The organism is Arthrobacter sp. 05T420, assembly GCF_056396305.1.
Genome location: NZ_JBFTLG010000002.1, coordinates 272,786 through 290,011 on the forward strand (window position 1 = coordinate 272,786; position 17,226 = coordinate 290,011).

General features: G+C 67.5%; 16 protein-coding genes. 11 read left to right on the forward strand and 5 right to left on the reverse strand.

Annotated elements, in window-relative coordinates; translation table 11 throughout:
* Positions 1-380: 380 nt before the first annotated feature.
* Positions 381-1,073, reverse strand: a complete 693-nt coding sequence (locus AC1DEM_RS03575; RefSeq protein WP_476883144.1) for a GntR family transcriptional regulator — start codon at positions 1,071-1,073, stop codon at positions 381-383.
* A 107-nt stretch (positions 1,074-1,180) separates the two neighbouring features.
* Between AC1DEM_RS03575 and AC1DEM_RS03580 the strand changes: the two genes are divergently transcribed.
* The 4 genes from AC1DEM_RS03580 (at position 1,181) to AC1DEM_RS03595 (ending at position 6,993) form a co-directional block, all read left to right on the forward strand.
* Positions 1,181-1,939, forward strand: a complete 759-nt coding sequence (locus tag AC1DEM_RS03580) for a LamB/YcsF family protein (RefSeq protein WP_476883145.1) — start codon at positions 1,181-1,183, stop codon at positions 1,937-1,939.
* 108 nt (positions 1,940-2,047) lie between these two features.
* A complete protein-coding gene (locus AC1DEM_RS03585) occupies positions 2,048-3,385 on the forward strand; it encodes an MFS transporter (RefSeq protein ID WP_476883146.1) in 1,338 nt (445 codons plus the stop codon).
* A gap of 156 nt (positions 3,386-3,541) precedes the next feature.
* A complete protein-coding gene (locus AC1DEM_RS03590) occupies positions 3,542-5,239 on the forward strand; it encodes a 5-oxoprolinase subunit B/C family protein (protein WP_476883147.1) in 1,698 nt (565 codons plus the stop codon).
* Positions 5,239-6,993 (forward strand): acetyl/propionyl/methylcrotonyl-CoA carboxylase subunit alpha, encoded by a 1,755-nt coding sequence (locus AC1DEM_RS03595; protein WP_476883148.1) that lies wholly within the window; start codon positions 5,239-5,241, stop codon positions 6,991-6,993. Before AC1DEM_RS03590 ends, AC1DEM_RS03595 begins: the two co-directional genes overlap by 1 nt.
* Before the next feature lie 369 nt (positions 6,994-7,362).
* Here AC1DEM_RS03595 and AC1DEM_RS03600 read toward each other — a convergent pair whose 3' ends face one another.
* Genes AC1DEM_RS03600 through AC1DEM_RS03610 form a run of 3 tightly spaced genes read right to left on the reverse strand, consistent with a single transcriptional unit; the run spans position 7,363 to position 9,679 of the window.
* Complete coding sequence (locus AC1DEM_RS03600) at positions 7,363-8,349, reverse strand: aldo/keto reductase (RefSeq protein ID WP_476883149.1); 987 nt, start codon at positions 8,347-8,349, stop codon at positions 7,363-7,365.
* Between the two features lie 2 nt (positions 8,350-8,351).
* Positions 8,352-8,774 (reverse strand): (R)-mandelonitrile lyase, encoded by a 423-nt coding sequence (locus AC1DEM_RS03605; RefSeq protein ID WP_476883150.1) that lies wholly within the window; start codon positions 8,772-8,774, stop codon positions 8,352-8,354.
* Positions 8,771-9,679, reverse strand: a complete 909-nt coding sequence (locus tag AC1DEM_RS03610; RefSeq protein WP_476883151.1) for a helix-turn-helix transcriptional regulator — start codon at positions 9,677-9,679, stop codon at positions 8,771-8,773. Before AC1DEM_RS03610 ends, AC1DEM_RS03605 begins: the two co-directional genes overlap by 4 nt.
* Before the next feature lie 123 nt (positions 9,680-9,802).
* Between AC1DEM_RS03610 and AC1DEM_RS03615 the strand changes: the two genes are divergently transcribed.
* Positions 9,803-10,138: a carboxymuconolactone decarboxylase family protein gene (locus AC1DEM_RS03615; RefSeq protein WP_476883152.1), complete on the forward strand. Its 336-nt coding sequence runs from the start codon at positions 9,803-9,805 to the stop codon at positions 10,136-10,138.
* 186 nt (positions 10,139-10,324) lie between these two features.
* Here AC1DEM_RS03615 and AC1DEM_RS03620 read toward each other — a convergent pair whose 3' ends face one another.
* Entirely contained in the window at positions 10,325-11,128 is an 804-nt protein-coding gene (locus AC1DEM_RS03620; protein WP_476883153.1) for an IclR family transcriptional regulator, read from the reverse strand.
* A 121-nt stretch (positions 11,129-11,249) separates the two neighbouring features.
* Here AC1DEM_RS03620 and AC1DEM_RS03625 point away from each other — a divergent pair, with 121 nt between their 5' ends.
* The 6 genes from AC1DEM_RS03625 to AC1DEM_RS03650 all read left to right on the forward strand — a co-directional run bounded on the left by AC1DEM_RS03625 (position 11,250) and on the right by AC1DEM_RS03650 (position 17,222).
* Entirely contained in the window at positions 11,250-11,753 is a 504-nt protein-coding gene (locus AC1DEM_RS03625) for a tripartite tricarboxylate transporter TctB family protein (RefSeq protein ID WP_476883154.1), read from the forward strand.
* 2 nt (positions 11,754-11,755) lie between these two features.
* Positions 11,756-13,258 (forward strand): tripartite tricarboxylate transporter permease, encoded by a 1,503-nt coding sequence (locus AC1DEM_RS03630; protein ID WP_476883155.1) that lies wholly within the window; start codon positions 11,756-11,758, stop codon positions 13,256-13,258.
* Between the two features lie 68 nt (positions 13,259-13,326).
* Positions 13,327-14,331, forward strand: coding sequence for a tripartite tricarboxylate transporter substrate binding protein (locus tag AC1DEM_RS03635; protein WP_476883156.1), 1,005 nt, complete (start codon positions 13,327-13,329; stop codon positions 14,329-14,331).
* A gap of 36 nt (positions 14,332-14,367) precedes the next feature.
* The gene (locus AC1DEM_RS03640; protein WP_476883157.1) at positions 14,368-15,021 is read left to right on the forward strand and encodes an RraA family protein; all 654 of its coding nucleotides are present in this window, start codon (positions 14,368-14,370) and stop codon (positions 15,019-15,021) included.
* Positions 15,018-15,806: an NAD(P)-dependent oxidoreductase gene (locus AC1DEM_RS03645; RefSeq protein WP_476883158.1), complete on the forward strand. Its 789-nt coding sequence runs from the start codon at positions 15,018-15,020 to the stop codon at positions 15,804-15,806. The genes AC1DEM_RS03640 and AC1DEM_RS03645 overlap by 4 nt, the downstream gene beginning before the upstream one ends.
* Positions 15,807-15,884: 78 nt before the next feature.
* Positions 15,885-17,222 carry a TRAP transporter large permease subunit gene (locus tag AC1DEM_RS03650; protein WP_476883159.1) on the forward strand — a complete coding sequence of 446 codons (1,338 nt, stop codon included), beginning with the start codon at positions 15,885-15,887 and terminating at the stop codon, positions 17,220-17,222.
* Positions 17,223-17,226: the final 4 nt, after the last annotated feature.

A 17,226-nucleotide genomic window follows, 5' to 3' on the forward strand; every position in this document is an offset into this window, starting at 1 on the left:
GACGCACCGAATCTCCGCGACGGGGACGGCGACGGCGGATGCGCTCAGCGACGCGGTATGACCCGGCTGTATGCGCCCGGCGACGCGGGATGTGTTCACCGACGCGCGAACTCCCCCTCGACGCGGGAATACAGGCGTCGGGAGGAAATCTGCGCGGCGCAGAGCTGGATGCGCGTCGCGGGCCCGGATGCGCGTCGCCGGGCCGAATGCGGGTCGGGGGCATGGGCCGTATCTGGCGACCGGCGAAATTCTTTCCGACGCGCGAAATTCCCGTCGACGCGGGAATGCAGGTGTCGGCAGGAAATTTGCGCGTGGCCAGGCTGAATGGGGGTCGCAGGACCGGATGCGGGGCGCGGGACGGGGCCCAGCCCAGCGGCAGTTCACTCGCCGTGGACGGCGGCCTGGCGTTGCTCTGAGCGGTTCAAATAGGCCAGCAGCAGCTCCCCGGCGCGGTCCAGGTCCCCGGCTTCCAGGGCCCTGCAGATTTCCTCGTTGTCCGGCAGGTAGCCACGGTAGAAGTGCGCGTCCACGGTGGCCTTGTGGAAGAACAGCCGCATCTCGGCCAGGACCTGGGACATGATCGTATCCAGCCGCCGGCTGCCTGCCAGGGCCACGATCGCGCCGTGGAAATGCTGGTTGGCGTTGCCCAGGCCCTCTTCGTCGTTGGCGGCGGCCGCGGCTTTGCCCTCTTCCACGGCCGCGCGGACCGCCGCCACGCGCTCCGGGCTGCCGCCGCCGCGGATCGCACTGACTTCAATGGCGCGGCGCACCGTGTAGACGTCGTGGATGTCGCCAGCCTCCAGGCTCGCCACGAAGACGCCCCGGTTCGGGTGCCGGACCACCAGGCGCTCGGCCGCTAGTTCGGCGAAGGCCTCGCGGACCGTGTTGCGGGAAACGCCCAGATCCTCGGCGATGGTCGATTCTGTGAGCCGCGTTCCCGGCAAGAGCAGGCCCTCCGCCAGCTGCAGGCGCAGTTCGGCTGCCACCCGGTCCGCCACGGACGGCACGGCCACGCGCAGCCGCGCCGCCGCCGCGCCCAGGGCGGGGCCGGAAGCAGCATCGGAAGTCGTCATGGTGCCGAATCTACACGATTGTCCGAACGTTGAATCGTCGGATTGTTGAACAATCGGCAAAAGTGATGCATCCTTAGTAGGGGGCTATCATGAGACGAGGATCACAAATGGCGACCATTGACCTGAACAGCGACGTTGGCGAGTCCTTCGGACGCTGGACCCTGGGCGACGACACGGCGATGTTCCGCTCTGTCTCCAGCGCCAACGTGGCTTGCGGATTCCACGCGGGTGACCCCAGCGTCATCCGCCGGACCTGCCGCGAGGCGATTGCCGCCGGCGTAGTGATCGGCGCCCACGTGGGCTACCGCGATCTGGCCGGGTTCGGCCGCCGCTTCCTGGACGTTGATCCGATCGAACTGGCGGACGACGTCGTCTACCAGATCGGCGCGCTGCAGGCGCTGGCCGCCGCCGAGGGCGGCACGGTCCGGTACGTAAAGCCGCACGGCGGGCTCTACAACGCGATCGTGGCGCACACCCGCCAGGCGAAGGCCGTCGTCGACGCCGTGAAGTCCGTTGACCCGAACCTCCCGATCCTGGGCCTGCCGGGCTCGGAAGTACTGCGCCTCGCCGAGGCTGCCGGCCTCCGCGCGGTCACCGAAGCCTTTGCCGACCGCGCCTACAACCCGGACGGCACCCTCGTTTCCCGTGCGCTCCCCGGAGCCGTGCTGGAGGACCCCGCTCTCGTCACTGAGCATGTCCTCCGGATGGCCACCGATTCCGCCGTCCGCACCATCGACGGCTCCATCCTGAAGATCCACGCAGAGAGCATCTGTGTGCACGGCGACTCACCGGGAGCCGTCACCATGGCCGCTGCAGTGCGTGAGGCGCTCAACGCCGCCGGGATCGACACCGCCGCGTTCGTCTAAGGCACCCGCCTTCGTCCTTGCCGAAGCTCACAGCAGCGTGCCGGGCCCACCCCAAACGCTGGCTCCACCCCTAGCAACAGGCAGCACCCGCACACCTGGAGGAAAACCATGACCACACCGCAGCAGGCCACCCCGGCCGCCAGCAAGAAGAGGATGCCGCCCGGCGCCCTCAAGGCCTACGTCGCGAGCCTCACCGGCACGTCGCTGGAGTACTACGACTTCGCGATCTACTCCGTGGCCTCGGCCCTGGTGTTCCCCAAGGTCTTCTTCCCCGGGAACGACGAATACGTCGGGCTGCTGCTGTCCTTCTCGACCTTTGCGGTGGGCTACCTCGCCCGTCCCATCGGCGGCGTGATCTTCGGCCGGCTCGGTGACAAAATCGGCCGCAAGCACGTCCTCGTGACCACCCTGCTACTGATCGGCATCGCAACGGTCGTGATCGGCGCGCTCCCGGGCTACGCCACCATCGGCCTGGCAGCTCCCGTCATCCTGGTGCTGCTGCGCCTGGCACAGGGCATCGGCGTCGGCGGCGAATGGGGCGGAGCGGTGCTGCTCTCCAGCGAATTCGGCGACCCGCGAAAGCGCGGTTTCTGGTCCTCCGCCGCCCAGATCGGCCCGCCCGCCGGCAACCTGATGGCCAACGGCGTCCTGGCCATCCTCGCCGCGACCCTTAGCAACGAAGACTTCCTCTCCTGGGGCTGGCGCGTGGCCTTCCTCGCCTCGGCCATCTTGGTGGGCTTCGGCCTGCTGATCCGGCTCAAGCTCGAGGAAACTCCAGTCTTCAAGGCCATTAAGGCTCACGGCGAGGCGCCCAAGGCCCCCATCAAGGAGGTCTTTACCAAGGAACCGCGCGCTCTCGTGTCGGCCGCACTGTCCCGCATTGGCCCGGATGTGCTGTACTCCCTGCTCACCGTCTTCATGGCCGTCTATGCCACTAAGGAACTGGGCATGACCACGAGTAACGTCCTCACCGCCATCCTGATCGGCTCGGCCTTCCAGCTGGTCCTGATCCCCGCCGCCGGCGCCCTCACGGACCGAGTCAACCGCCGTCTCGTCTACGGCATCGCCGCCGTCGGAACCGCCGTGTACATCCCCCTGTTCTTCCTGATGATCCAGGGCAAGTCGGTCCTCATGCTGACCATTGGCATCGTGATTGGATTGGCGTTCCACGCCTTCATGTACGGCCCCCAGGCCGCCTACATCACCGAACAGTTCCCGGCCCGGCTGCGCTACGCCGGCAGCTCGCTGGCTTACACCATCGCCGGCGTGTTCGGCGGCGCCATCGCACCGTTGGTCTTCACCGCCCTCTTCGCCTCCAGCGGCAACTGGTTCCTGATCGCCGGCTACCTCGCGGTCGCCTCGATCGTGACGGTGATCGGGCTCGCCATCGGGCGCAACCCGCATACCGACGAAGAAGAGCGGCTCCTGCAGGAATCCCACGCCTGAGCACTTCGGATCGGGTTCAGCGGATCCTGTCCACCGGCACAATTTCTCCGGCAAGATTTTCCGGCACTATGAGTGAGGCACCTCGTGATTGAGACAGCAGGGGAACCCCCGAAGGTAGAGTACGCAGCACTTCATAGGGTCCGTTCCGTGCGGGCCGTGGGAACGCGCGCGGTCCTGGCCGAGCTCTCCGGCACCCAGGACGTGCTTGCCCTGCAGTCGCTGCTGCTGGAGAAGCCGCTGCCGGGCCAGCAGGATGTCCTGGCCGCGGCCGAGACCGTCCTGGTCAAGGCCGATTCCCCGGCCTCGGCCCGGCGCATCGCCGCCCGGCTGCTGCAGCTGGACCTCACCGCACCCGTGCAGCTCGACGGCAGCCTGGTGGTCATCGACACCGTGTACGACGGCGAAGACCTCGCCGAGGTCGGGAGGCTCACCGGCCTCGGCACGGAGGGCGTAATCGCCGCCCATTCCGGCCAGGTCTGGACCGTGGCCTTCGCCGGCTTCGCGCCCGGCTTCGGGTACATGGTGGGGGAGAACCAGCAGCTGGAAGTGCCCCGGCGCAGCTCGCCGCGCACCGCCGTGCCCGCAGGTTCCGTGGCGCTGGCCGGCAACTATTCGGCCGTGTACCCGCGCCGTTCCCCGGGCGGCTGGCAGCTGATCGGGCGCACCAACGCCCGAATGTGGGACCTGGACCGGGACCAGCCCGCCCTGGCCGCCCCCGGCCACCGGGTGCAGTTCCGCCCCGTCCGGGCTGAGGTCATGCTCGCCGCTGATTCAGTCACTGAATCATCCGCTGATTCAGCCGCAGAGACGGCCGCAGAGTCTGCGGCTGAGAACGCCGGCACCGCGCCGCAGCCGGCTGCGCGGGACGTCGCCCGCGGACTCCGGATCGTTTCGCCCGGGATGCAGAGCCTGATCCAGGATCTCGGCCGGCATGGCCACTCCGGCCTGGGCGTCTCCGCCGCCGGTGCGTTGGACCGGGCCTCGCTGCGCCGGGCCAACCGGCTCGTCGGCAACGCCCCCGGCGCAGCGGCCATCGAGACCGTCGCCGGCGGGCTCAAGGTCCAGGCCGTGGCGGACCAGGTCCTGGCGGTCACCGGCGCACCGTCGGCACTCAGTATCGAGTCGGCGCCGGACAGCACCGGCGAAACGTGGTACCGCGCGGTGCCGATCGCCGCCCCGTTCGCGCTGCTCGACGGCGAAACGCTCAGCCTTGGGGCGCCGCGCAGCGGCTTTCGCAGCTACCTCGCCGTCCGCGGCGGCGTGGATGCGGCCCTTGTGCTGGGCAGCCGCTCCACGGACACGATGTCCGGGATCGGCCCGGCGCCGCTGGCCGCCGGCCAGGTGCTGGCCGACGGCGGGGAGGCCGAGTCCGGCGTCGTCGGGGCTCCGGAACTGCAGCCGGACTACCCGGGCACCGGGGTGACCGTCCTCGACGTCGTCCCCGGCCCCCGCGCCGACTGGTTCGATCAGGCGGCGCTGGACTCCTTCACCGCCCAGGACTGGTCCGTGCTGCCGCAGTCCAACCGCGTGGGCATGCGGCTGGACGGGACCCCGCTGCAGCGCAGCCGCCAGGGCGAACTGCCCAGCGAAGGCACCGTGGCGGGCGCCCTGCAGGTCCCGCCGGAGGGCCTGCCTGTGCTCTTCCTGGCCGACCACCCCATCACCGGGGGTTACCCGGTGATCGCCGTGGTGGTCGACTCCCAGCTTGACCTCGCCGCGCAGGTGCCCATCGGCGGGAAGATCCGCTTCCGCTGGGCCGAATTCGCCGCGGCCGAGTCCGAGGCCACCGACGGCGGCACCACTGAACTCGGCACCACCAAACACGCCACCACCGAAGAAGAAGCGAGTAACTGATGCGCAAGGTCCTGATCGCCAACCGTGGAGAAATCGCGGTCCGCATAGCCCGGGCCTGCGACGACGCGCAGCTGGCGTCCGTCGCCGTGTACGCCGACATCGACGCCGACGCCCTGCACGTCTCCGCCGCCGATGAAGCCTTCAGCCTGGACGGCAACTCGCCCGCGGACACGTACCTGAACATCCCCAAGCTCCTCGCCGTGGCGGCCGAGTCCGGAGCGGACGCCGTCCACCCCGGCTACGGCTTCCTCTCCGAGAACGCCGACTTTGCCCAGGCGGTCCTGGACGCCGGACTGACCTGGATCGGTCCGACGCCGGACGCCATCCGGTTGCTCGGCAACAAGATCACGGCCCGCGACGCAGCCGTCCGGGCCGGCGCACCCCTGGTGGCCGGCAGCGACGGTCCCGTCGACACGGCTGCCGAGGCACGGGTTTTCGCCGAACAGCACGGCCTGCCCATCGCCATCAAGGCCGCTTTCGGCGGCGGTGGCCGCGGCATGAAGGTGGTCCGGGTCATCGACGAGGTCGAGGAAGCCTTCGACTCCGCCGTCCGGGAAGCAGTGGCCGCCTTCGGCCGCGGCGAGTGCTTCGTGGAGCGCTACCTGGACCGTCCGCGCCACGTCGAGGCGCAGGTCCTGGCGGACACACACGGCAACGTGGTGGTCGTCGGAACCCGCGACTGCTCACTGCAGCGCCGGCACCAGAAGCTCCTGGAGGAGGCACCCGCGCCGTTCCTCAGCGACGAGCAGACCAGCCTGATTTACGACGCCGCCAAGGCCGTTTGCCGCGAAGCTGGCTACTCCGGCGCCGGCACGGTGGAATTCCTGGTCGCGACGGACGGCACCGTGGCCTTCCTCGAGGTCAACACCCGGCTCCAGGTGGAGCACCCCATCACCGAGGAAACCACGGGGATCGACCTGGTCCAGGAACAGTTCCGGATAGCCGCGGGGGAGCCGCTGCGCCTCACCGAGGACCCGAAGCCGCGGGGGCACGCCTTCGAATTCCGGCTCAACGCCGAGGACGTGGGCCGCGGCTTCCTGCCCTCGCCCGGCACCATCGGCGAGTTCGCCGGCCCCACCGGACCGGGCATCCGCCTCGACACCGGCGTCCGCTCCGGCTCCTTCGTCGCGCCGCAGTTCGATTCCCTGCTCGCGAAGCTGATCGTCACCGGCGCGGACCGCCAGCAGGCCCTGCGCCGCGCCCGCCGGGCCCTCGCCGAAATGCGCATCACCGGGGTCGCCACCGTGCTGCCGTTCCACCGGGCAGTGCTGGAATCCCCGGACTTCACATCCGAAGACGGGCTGGGCATCCACACCCGCTGGATCGAAACCGACTTCGCGGACAAGATCCCGGCCGATCCCGACTACAGCACCACCGCGCCCGACGGCGAACGCCGCACCATCACCGTCGACGTGGACGGACGGCGCCTCGCCGTCGGCCTTCCGGCCGACCTGCTGGACGGCTGGGCCCGCTCAGGCGGGCCCAGCCCTGCCGGCGTGTCCGTGGAAGCAGCGTCCGACGGCGGTGCTGGCGCTGCCGACCCGGGCGAGCTGCGCGCCGACATGGCCGGGACCGTGGTGAAGTGGCTCGTTGAACCCGGCGCCGAGGTAGCGGCAGGGGACCCGGTTGTGGTCCTCGAAGCCATGAAGATGGAAACCCAGGTCTCGGCTCACCGGGACGGGACTGTCACCGACGTCCGCGCGGCAGCCGGCGGAGTGGTGGCTGCCGGGGCTGTGCTGGCGCTGATCGGCTAGGTTCCCGAAAGTCCGGCGGGGCCGTCTCGCCGGTTTCACTGTCTGGCTTTCGCCGGTGGATGACCGGCGCCGGTGTTCGGATCAATTCCCTCGGGATCGTCGCGCGGGGATGGCGTCGCCAAGGCTCAATTGCGCAGACACCGACTGGCAATTGATTGGCGGCCAGAACGTCGATTCCCAGACCGAACATCGACAACCGATCATGTGTCGCTCTGCCGCCGACAGTCGAGTCAATAGCGTCAAGTTAGGGTTTGAGAGTTTCCGGAGCCATCGTCAGGAAAGAAGCAACCGAACCCTATTCTGACAACCTCTTGGCCGCCTGCCTGACGTCAGGTTGGGGTGTGCCTTACTTTGCGCAGGCCAGCTGGTTCAGCGGTTGACGTAGCTCATGTGAGTGGAGTTGTAGCGGTCACCGTGGACACCGAGGCGCTGGGCGAGGGCGTTGAGGTCGGCGATCTCGTCGGCGGAGAGCGCGACCTGTGTGGCCTCGGCGTTCTCCTTGATGCGGGCTGTGCGCCGGGTACCGGGAATGGGTACGATCCACGGCTGCTGGGCAAGCAACCAGGCCAGCGCGATCTGCGCTGGTGCCGCATCCTTCGCCCTGGCCAGGTCAGCAACATGTATGACGAGGGCGTGATTGGCGGCGAGGTTCTCCTGATTGAAGCGGGGGACGCGGTGGCGGATGTCGCCGTCTGTGAAGGTGGTGGACGTATCCACGGTGCCGGTGAGGAAGCCCTTGCCGAGGGGGCTGAACGGCACGAACCCGATGCCGAGTTCCGCGAGAGTGGGCAGGATCTCGGCCTCAGGGTCGCGTGTCCACAGCGAGTACTCGCTCTGCAGCGCGCTGATGGGCTGGACGGCGTGCGCGCGGCGGATCGTGGCGGCAGAGGCCTCGGACAGGCCGAAGTGGCGGACCTTCCCCTCAGCGATCAGCTCGCTCACGGTGCCGGCGACGTCCTCGATTGGCACGTCGGGGTCGACGCGGTGCTGGTAGAACAGGTCGATCACGTCGGTGCGCAGCCGCTTGAGGGATTCGTCGGCGACGCGCCGGATCTGTTCGGGCCGGCTGTCCAGTCCCACGGACTTTCCGTCCTGGATGTCCCAGCCGAACTTCGTGGCGATCACGACCCGGTCACGGATCGGCTGAAGGGCTTCGCCGACGAGTTCTTCGTTGTCATAGGGGCCGTAGACCTCGGCGGTGTCGAAGAAGGTGACACCCTGGTCAACGGCGGATTGCAGCACCGCGATCATCTCATCGCGACTGCCGGGGTTGGGTCCGTAGCTCTGGGACATGCCCATGGCGCCGAGCCCGATCGCCGAGACTTCCAGGCCTTGGCCGAGTGTTCGTGTGTGCATGGTCATGCCTCCGTGGTGTGGTTGGGTGCGTTGCTGTATTCGTTGTCTGTAACGTGTTCGAGCCAGGTCGTTGTGGTGGCGGGGTCGTCGGCGTTTTCTAGCATGGCCAGGTGTTCCATGAACCGATCCGGTGCTGCGCCGTGCCAGTGTTCTTCTCCGGGAGGGGTGTAGATGGTCTGGCCGGGTACAGCGCGGATGGCAGTCCCGTCGCGGGTACCGATCAGGGCGACGCCGGCGGTGATGTGCAGCGTCTGCCCGTTGGCGTGGGAGTGCCAGGCGGTCCGGGCACCCGGTGCGAACCGCACGCAGGCGACGACCATTCGCTGGCCGGGCTCCTGGGGAGCGGCGATCGGGTCCACCCAGACGTCGCCGGTGAATTGCGCCGGCGGGTTCTTGCTGGTGGCGGACTGCGGAAGCTGTTTCATCGTTTCGTTTCCTTTGGTTCGGCGGCATGTGTCATCTTTAGGGCGGCGTCGTGCTGTTGCTGTTGGGTGGCGGCCCAGCTGGCAAGCAGTTGGAGGCGTTCCTCGCTCGGGGAGGCGGGCTCGGCGGTGTAGATCAGGAACGACAGGCCGGGTTCTGCCGTCAGCTCCAAACCCTCGTAGGTCAAAGTCAGGTCACCGACCTCGTGGTGGTGGAAGTTCTTTGTGCCCGTACCGTGGCGGCGCACGTTATGGGCTCCCCACCGGGTGCGGAACGCGTCACTGCGGGTGGAGAGCTCGCCGATCAGGTCATGCAGCTGCGTGTCGCGCGGGTCGCGGCCGGCCTCGGTGCGCAGGATTGACACGGTGACGTCAGAGGCGGCTTCCCACTCTGGGTAGAAATTCTTAGCGCGTTCGTCGAGGAAGCAGAACCGGGCGAGATTGCCCTGCCCTTGCCCGTCGAAGACGTGATCGTAGAACGCGCGGCCCAGGGTGTTGGCGGCGAGGATATCCATCCGTCCGTTACGGACGAACGCGGGCCCGTTAGTGATCACATCCAGGGCGCGGGTCAGGCTCTCCCGTCGCACCCACGTTTTCGGTTTGCGCTTCCGAACCCGGGCGGAAGCGCCGTTGGCGACCCGGGCGAGATCGAACAGATGCTCCCGCTCGGCGTCGTCGAGCTGCAGGGCGCGGACCACCGATTCGAGGACAGCGTCGGAGACGCCTGTAAGGTTGCCGCGCTCGATCTTCGCGTAATACTCGACGCTCACGTCGGCGAGCATCGCAACCTCACTGCGCCTCAGTCCAGCCACTCGGCGGTGCGTCCCGACAGGCAACCCGGCCTGCCCGGGCGCGAGTTTCGCTCGGCGGGACATGAGGAACTCGCGCACTTCGTTCCGGTTGTTCACACCACCGACGCTACGACCCGGGGCTGCTTCAGGGAGTCTCTGTCAGTACACCCCTCATCAGAGACTCCCGCCGGCGGCGCATACGAGATGTCATGGAGATACCGACGAAGAAGGGAAATGATCATGACCGAAAATACTGAAACGGGTTGGACCGGCGGACAGAAGGCCTTCGGTGACTTCGCGCCCGGAATGGTCCACTACACGGACAAAGTCCTGTTCGACGAGGTATGGGAACGTGAGGGCCTGTCCAAGCGGGACCGAAGCCTGATCACCGTCGCCGCACTGACAGCCATGGGCAAGGCCGAACAGCTCACCTTCCATCTCGACTACGCGCGCCGGAACGGCGTCACCGAGGACGAGCTGAAGGAAACGATCCTCCACCTCGCGTTCTATTCCGGCTGGCCCAACGGCATGAGTGCGATGGCCGTCGCCAAGAACATCTTCAGCCAGGAGAGCTAACCATTACGCACGGAGCCATTATTTACGCCCCCGGCGACGTCCGGTACGAACCGCGCGAAGACCCGCAGATCCTGGCCCCCACCGATGCGGTCATCCGCCTGGCCGCGGCCTGCGCGTGCGGGTCGGACCTGTGGAGCTAGCGAGACATCAACGACGTCACCGTGCGCCGCTGGCTATCTGGCTGGTCTAGTAGACGGAGCCTTCGAGCAGCTCGGAGAGTCTGCCCGCGGCCCGCCGCAGTTCAGGGACACCGGCCGTCAGGGTGGCGTGGCTGGCTGCCTCCACGGGGCTGGTCAGGGAAATGGACTCCGTGTGGCGTCCCAGCCGGTTGGGCACGGCCACAGCCACCGAGTGGACCCCAGTGGCCCGCTCATCGGAGGAGTACGCATAGTCGGTTCCAGGCTCGGGCAGTCGGGAGCGCAGCTCCACGGCCGTGAATGCCGCGTCCTCCTGGCCCATCGCGATTGCCGCCGTCACCACCTGCTGAAGCTCTTCTTCGGATGCTGACGCGAGCAGAATCTTGCCGGCCGCCCCCAGAGTGAGGGGGAGCCGCTTGCCCAGGGGGAGGTCGTAGCGCAGGGGAGCATCACCGTCGACGCGTGCGACCAGGATCCTTTCAAAGCCAAGCCTGGTGTAGAGGGATGCCGTGAGTCCCGTCTGGGAGGCCACCTGCTGGAGTACCGGCCGGGCGGCCACCACGAGGGGGTCGTTTTCCAGGTAGCTTCGGGCCGCAGGCAGGACTGCGGGACCAATCCGGTACGACTTGTCGGTCTGGCTGACCATGCCGAAATCCTGGAGGACCCGCAGGATCCGCAGCGTGGTCGGCAGGCTCATGCCGCAGGTCCGTGCCAGGTCACTCAGGCGCTGGGGCCGCTCCGCGCGCTGGAGTTCTGCGAACACCTCCATCGCCCTGGACAGTGAGCGCATATTTGAGGCCTTCGGGCCGTCTTCCGCTGAACTGCCCGGGCGTGTGGAGGCTGTCGTCGTCATTCTTCCATTCTATGTAACTTCCCGCCGCTTGACAGAGCGTGTGTCCCCTGTCACTATTTCTTCAGACGAAATGTTCTTTCATTCTATGAAATGAACGATCACGCAATGTAAGAAGGAAACGATGACAACGGAGTCACTACTGACCAAACCGGAGCGCGCCATCCGCGTCGCTCCGTCGGTGCTCACGGGCATCGGCGCGTTCACCGCCGTCGGCGTCTATGTCGTGGCCAGTTCGGTCAGCCTCGGCCTGTGGACGTCGCTGGGACCGGGCCCCGGCCTGTTCCCGTTCGCCATGGGCGCTGTGCTGGTCGCGATGTCGGCGCTCTGGCTGGTCCAGGAACTGCGCCGGCCGAGCGAGAGGGCCGAGGGGATCGACCGGGGTGTGGTCATCTCCGTTGTGGTCAGCCTCGTTGTCCTGGCATCCGTCATGGACCTGCTGGGCTTTCAGCTGAGCATGTTCCTGTTCCTGCTCTACCACCTGAAACTGCGCGGCCGCCGGACCTGGGTGTCCTCGCTGATCATCGCCCTCGCCGGAAGTGTCGGCGCGTTCTACGCCTTCAACTACGGTCTGAACGTCGCCCTCCCCGTGTCGGCCTTCGCTCCGCTGAACCTGATCGGACTCTAGACGTGGACACACTTAACGAACTGCTCGGCGGCTTCGCCACCGCCATGACCTGGCAAAACCTGCTCTTTGCCTTCCTCGGCTGCCTGCTGGGCACCATCATCGGAGTCCTTCCCGGTGTCGGCCCGGTAGCCGGCGTGGCCCTGCTCATCCCGCTCACCCTGAACCTGGATCCCGCCGGCTCCATCATCATGCTGTGTGCGATTTTCTACGGCACCCAGTACGGCGGAACCATCACCAGCGTCCTCTTGAACACCCCGGGTGAGGCATCGTCGGCGATCACCACTATCGACGGCTACGCGATGACCAAACTTGGCAGGGCCGGCGCGGCACTGACCCTCGCCGCCGTGGGATCCTTCATCGGCGGAACCATCGCCACCATCGGCCTGGTCTTTGCCGCCAAACCCCTGGGCGAACTGGGGCTGCTCATCGGGCCCCCGGAATTCTTCGCACTCATGGTCGTCGGCATCTCCCTGCTCGTGGCACTGGCCGGCAAGTCCATGATCAAGGCCATCATCTCCGGCGCCCTGGGCCTGCTGATATCCATGGTCGGCATCGACCCCGTCGCCGGCGCCCCGCGCTTCACCTTCGGGATGGACCGGCTCCTGGACGGCGTCAGCTTCGTCGCCGTCATCGTCGGCGTCTTCGGGCTCTCCGAAATCCTCTCCTACCGCAAGAACTCCGAAACTCCCTTGGTGCACGCCCCCGGCATGCGCTCCCTGCTCCCGACCCGGACGGAATGGCGCCGCAGCGCCCCCGCCATAGCCCGGGGCACCGGCGTCGGCTTCGGACTGGGCCTTATCCCCGGCATGACCGGATCAGTGTCCTCCCTGTTGTCCTACGCCGCGGAAAAGAAGTTCTCCCGCTTCCGCCACCAACTCGGCAAGGGCGCAGTCGAAGGCGTCGCCGGTCCCGAAACGGCCAACAACGCCCACGCCAATGCCGCACTCATCCCGCTCTTCACCCTCGGCATCCCCGCATCCCCGACCATCGCCGTGCTGATGGGCGCGTTCCTCCAGCAGGGCCTGACACCCGGGCCCGCCCTGTTCACCGACCACTCCGAGATCGCCTGGGCCATCATCGCCAGCCTCTTCATCGGCAACGTGCTGCTGCTGCTGCTCAACGTCCCCCTGGTCGGCCTCTGGACCTCCATCCTGCGCGTTCCCACCCCCGTCCTGACCGCCATCATCCTGCTCTTCATGGTCATCGGCGCCTACACCATCAACTTCGACGTCTTCGACGTCTTCGTCATGATCGGCTTCGGCCTCCTCGGCCTGGCCCTGAGGAACCTGGACATCCCGCTGGCGCCCATGGTCCTCACCCTGGTGCTGGGCCCGCTGATGGAACGCTCACTGCGCGAATCCCTGGAAATCTCCCAGGGCGACTTCAGCGTCTTCACCAGCCGCCCCATCTCCGCCGTGCTGATCGGCGTCGGAGTGCTGATCATCTGCAGCCCGCTGCTCAAGTTCCGCAAACCCAAGGCCCTCACCGAGGACCCCGAAGCCTAAACCTGCTCATCCCACCCGAGTTCCTGTCAACCCGTCTCACTTACACATTTCTTCAAAGGAGAAGACCCTTGTCACCCAAGAAAATCACCGCAGCCCTCGCAGCAGCAGCCCTCATCGCCCTCACCGGCTGCGGCGCCAACGCCAGCGCCAACAACGCCGCCTCCGCGGACGACTTCCCGAAAAAAGGCAAGTCCATCGACCTGATCGTGGCCTTCGGCTCCGGCGGAGCCGTGGACACCGCAGCCCGCCTCGTCCAGCCGATCCTTGAGAAGGAACTCGGAACCAACGTCGAGGTCATCAACAAGCCCGGCGCCGGCGGACAGATCGGCTACACAGCACTGACCAGCGCCAAGCCCGACGGCTACACCATCGGCGCCACCGGTTCCCCCTCCGTCGTCGTCTCACCCCTGGACCCCGCCCGCGGCGCCAAATACACCCGGGCCAGCTTCCAACCCCTCGGCCGCCAGGTCATCGACCCCGCCGTCATCGCCGTCCAGCCCGACAGCCTCTACAAAACGCTGAAGGACCTCCTCGACGCGGTCAAGGCCAACCCGAAGTCGATGACCGCGAGCACCACCGGGCTGCAGACCGGCGAACACTTCGCCCTGGCCCAGATCCAGGAGGCCACCGGCTCCGAGTTCGCTCCCGTGCACTTCTCCGAAGGCGCCTCGCAGGCCACCACCGCGTTCCTCGGCAAACACGTGGACGTGCTGGTCGCCAACGTCAGCGACGTGACCGACCTGACCAAGCAGGGCAAGGCCCGCGTCCTGGGTGTCATGACCGCCGAGCGTGCCCCCTCGCTGCCGGATGTTCCCACCTTCAAGGAAGCCGGCTATGACCTGACCGCCGGCACCGTCCGCGGTTACTCGGCCCCGGCCGGGCTGCCTGACGCCGTCGCCAAGAAGCTCGAAGCCGCCCTGCAGAAAGCCATCGAGGACCCCACCGTCAAGGAAAAGATGAGCGCCCTGGGCCTTCAGACCAGCTACCTCTCCGGCGGCGACTACGAGAAGTTCTGGGCCGGACAGGAAGAGGACTTCAAGAAGGTCCTCCCGCTGGTCCAGAAAAAAGACTAGCCCTCCCACCAACCCCTAGCCCCGGAAGAAACCACCATGACAACGCCCGTCCTTGAGGACATCGACGCAGACTTCGCCCGCCCCGACAAGGACGTGCTCGAGCGCCTCGCCAAACTGCCCGCCGCCAACATCGGCGACGCCATGGACCGCCTCGGAATCGCAGACTCAGCCATCCAGGCCATCTGGCCCGGCGCCCGCCTCGCCGGGCCGGCCTTCACCGTCTGGACCCGACCCGGCGACAACCAGGGCATCCACCGCGCACTGCAGCTCGCCCGCCCCGGAGACGTGATCGTCGTCTCCGGCGGCGGGGACGAATCCCGGGCACTGCTGGGCGAACTGATCGGCGAACGCGCCATCAACCTCGGCATCGCGGGCTTCGCCGTGGACGGTGCAGCCCGCGACGCCGAGGCTCTCGGCGAGATCGGCATGCCGGTCTTCGCCCGTGCCGTCACCCCGGCGGGCCCATACAAAAACGGACCGTCGCGCCTGGGCACCCCCATTTCCTTCGGCGGGATCCCCGTCCTCCCGGGGGACATCATCATCGGCGATTCCGACGGCGTCGTCGTCATCCCCAGGGACCAGGCAACAGCCGTGGCGGAAGCCGCCGAGGCCGTCTTCGCCGACGAAACCAGCCGCCGGGCCGCCATCATCGCCGACCGCCACGAGACAGAAAAGACACATACCAAATGACAGCGTGCACCGTCATCGGCCTCGGTGAGGCCGGAGCCACCTACGCGGCCGCCCTGGTCGACGCAGGCCACAGCGTGACAGGATTCGATCCCGTCGCCCCCTCCACGCCGGCCGGCGTCACCCGGGCAGCAACCGCCGCAGAAGCCTGCGCCGGCGCGGATATCGTCCTTGTCCTCACCGGGGCTGGCGCCGCACGAAGCGTGGCCCAGGAATGCCTGCCGATCCTGCCGGCCGGCAGCTGCTACGCGGACTTCACCTCATCCTCACCGCACGTCATGCAGGAACTCGGGCAGCTGCCCGGCGCGGCGCTCTTCGCCGACGTCGCCATTCTGGGACCCGTCCCCACCCAAGGAGTAAAGACACCCCTGATGGTCAGCGGCCCGGGATCCCGGGCAGTCGCCGGGCTCCTGTCCCCGCTGGGCGCCGACGTCGAAATCGCCGACGGGGAGCCCGGGGCCGCGATGGCCCACAAGCTGCTGCGCAGCGTCCTGATGAAAGGCATGGCCTCAGTCGTCGTAGAAGCAGTCACCGCCGGACGGGCCGCCGGCCTGGAGGACTGGATCCGGGGGCAGATCGCCGGGCAACTCGCCGGTGACGGCTACGCCGTCATCGACAGGTTCCTGACCGGCACGGCCAAGCACGCCCTGCGCCGCTCCAAGGAAATGCAGGACACCGCCAGCTATCTCTCCGACCTGGGGGTGCCCGCCGAGATGACGGCAGCCTCAGCTGCCGCCCTGACGCGCATTTCCCAGGACACGGCGCCGATGGCACCGGCGTTGCGCTGACCCCGGCATCAGGGAGAATCATTTACAGGAATTAACGATGAACCTTCCAGCAAGAAATCACCTGTCAGGAGCGGCAACATGATCGGCATCTGGGCCCTGGGGGCCTACCTGGCCGTCATCCTGCTCTGGACGACACTGATCAAACGCAGTGTCGGCGAAGCCATGATCCTCGGGTTCCTGGCCGTGCTCCCGTTCACGGGAGCCGCCGCAGCACAGATCGGCTGGGCCTCCTTATACTCGGCTGCCACCGACGAGATCGTCTACGCCACCATGGCCTTCGTCTTCATGGGATACCTGCTGGACAAAACCGGGGTGCTGGACCGGCTCATCGACCTGCTGAACTCCCTGATCGGCGGCGTCAAGGGGGGCCCCGCCTGGGTGTCCACCGTGGCGTCCGCCGGCCTGGGCGGGGTGGTCCACAACCAGGCGGCCATCGCCGCGACCGTCGGCTCGGTAACCATCCCCTGGATGGAAAAATCCAAGCTGGACAAGCCCTCGGCCGCGACGCTCGTGGCCGGAAACGCCGGAATGGGCATCACCTTCCCGTTCAGCGCCTCCATGTTTGTCCTCATCGGATCCGCCACCGTCGGGCCCCTGCTGAACGTCAACGACCTGGTCCTTCCCCTGCTCATCGGCGGCCTCTGGTGCTTCCTGCACCGGCTCATCGTCACCTGGCTGCTGATCCGCAAAAGCGGGATGTCCCCGCTGGACCCCGCACACCGCCTGACCGCCCGGATAGCCTTCGGGCGCGGCTGGGCCTCCCTGCTGCTCTTCATTGTGGTGGCCATCCCGCTGATCATCACCTCCGGCGCCATCGCCACGGCACTGTCGGACTGGACCGGAGGAGACATCACCAAAACCGTCAGCGTCATCGTCTGGATCCCGGTCGTCCTCCTCATCACCGGCGCCCTGCTGGGCAGGAAACAACTTCCGGGCAGCCGCCGCGCCTGGTGGACCCTGCTGCGGGACTCCGCCCCGAGGTTCGGCATCGTGGGGGTAACAGTCGTTTTCGCCTTTGCCGGGGCCAACGCCCTCGCCGCCACCGGCCTGCCCAAACAGATGACTGCCCTGCTGAACCAGCTGAACCTGCCCCTGTGGCTCCTCGCCATCCTCATCGGGCTGATCGTCATCGCCGTCGCCGCGCCCCTCTCGGCCACGGCCACCATGGCCGCCGTCGGAACCGTCGGCGTCGCCACACTCGTGGCCGCCGGCGTGCCTGCCACCACCGCCGCCGTCGCCGTGCTGATCTTCTCCTCCTGCGAAGCAGCGGTTCCCCCCGGAGGCGCACCGCTTTACGTGGCCTGCGGCATCGCTGACGTGAACCCGGTCAAGACCTTCTCCCGCCTGCTCACCCACTACGCCCTGCCACTGCTGGGAATCGGCGTGCTGATCATCGTCGGCATCCTGCCGATCTAAAGGA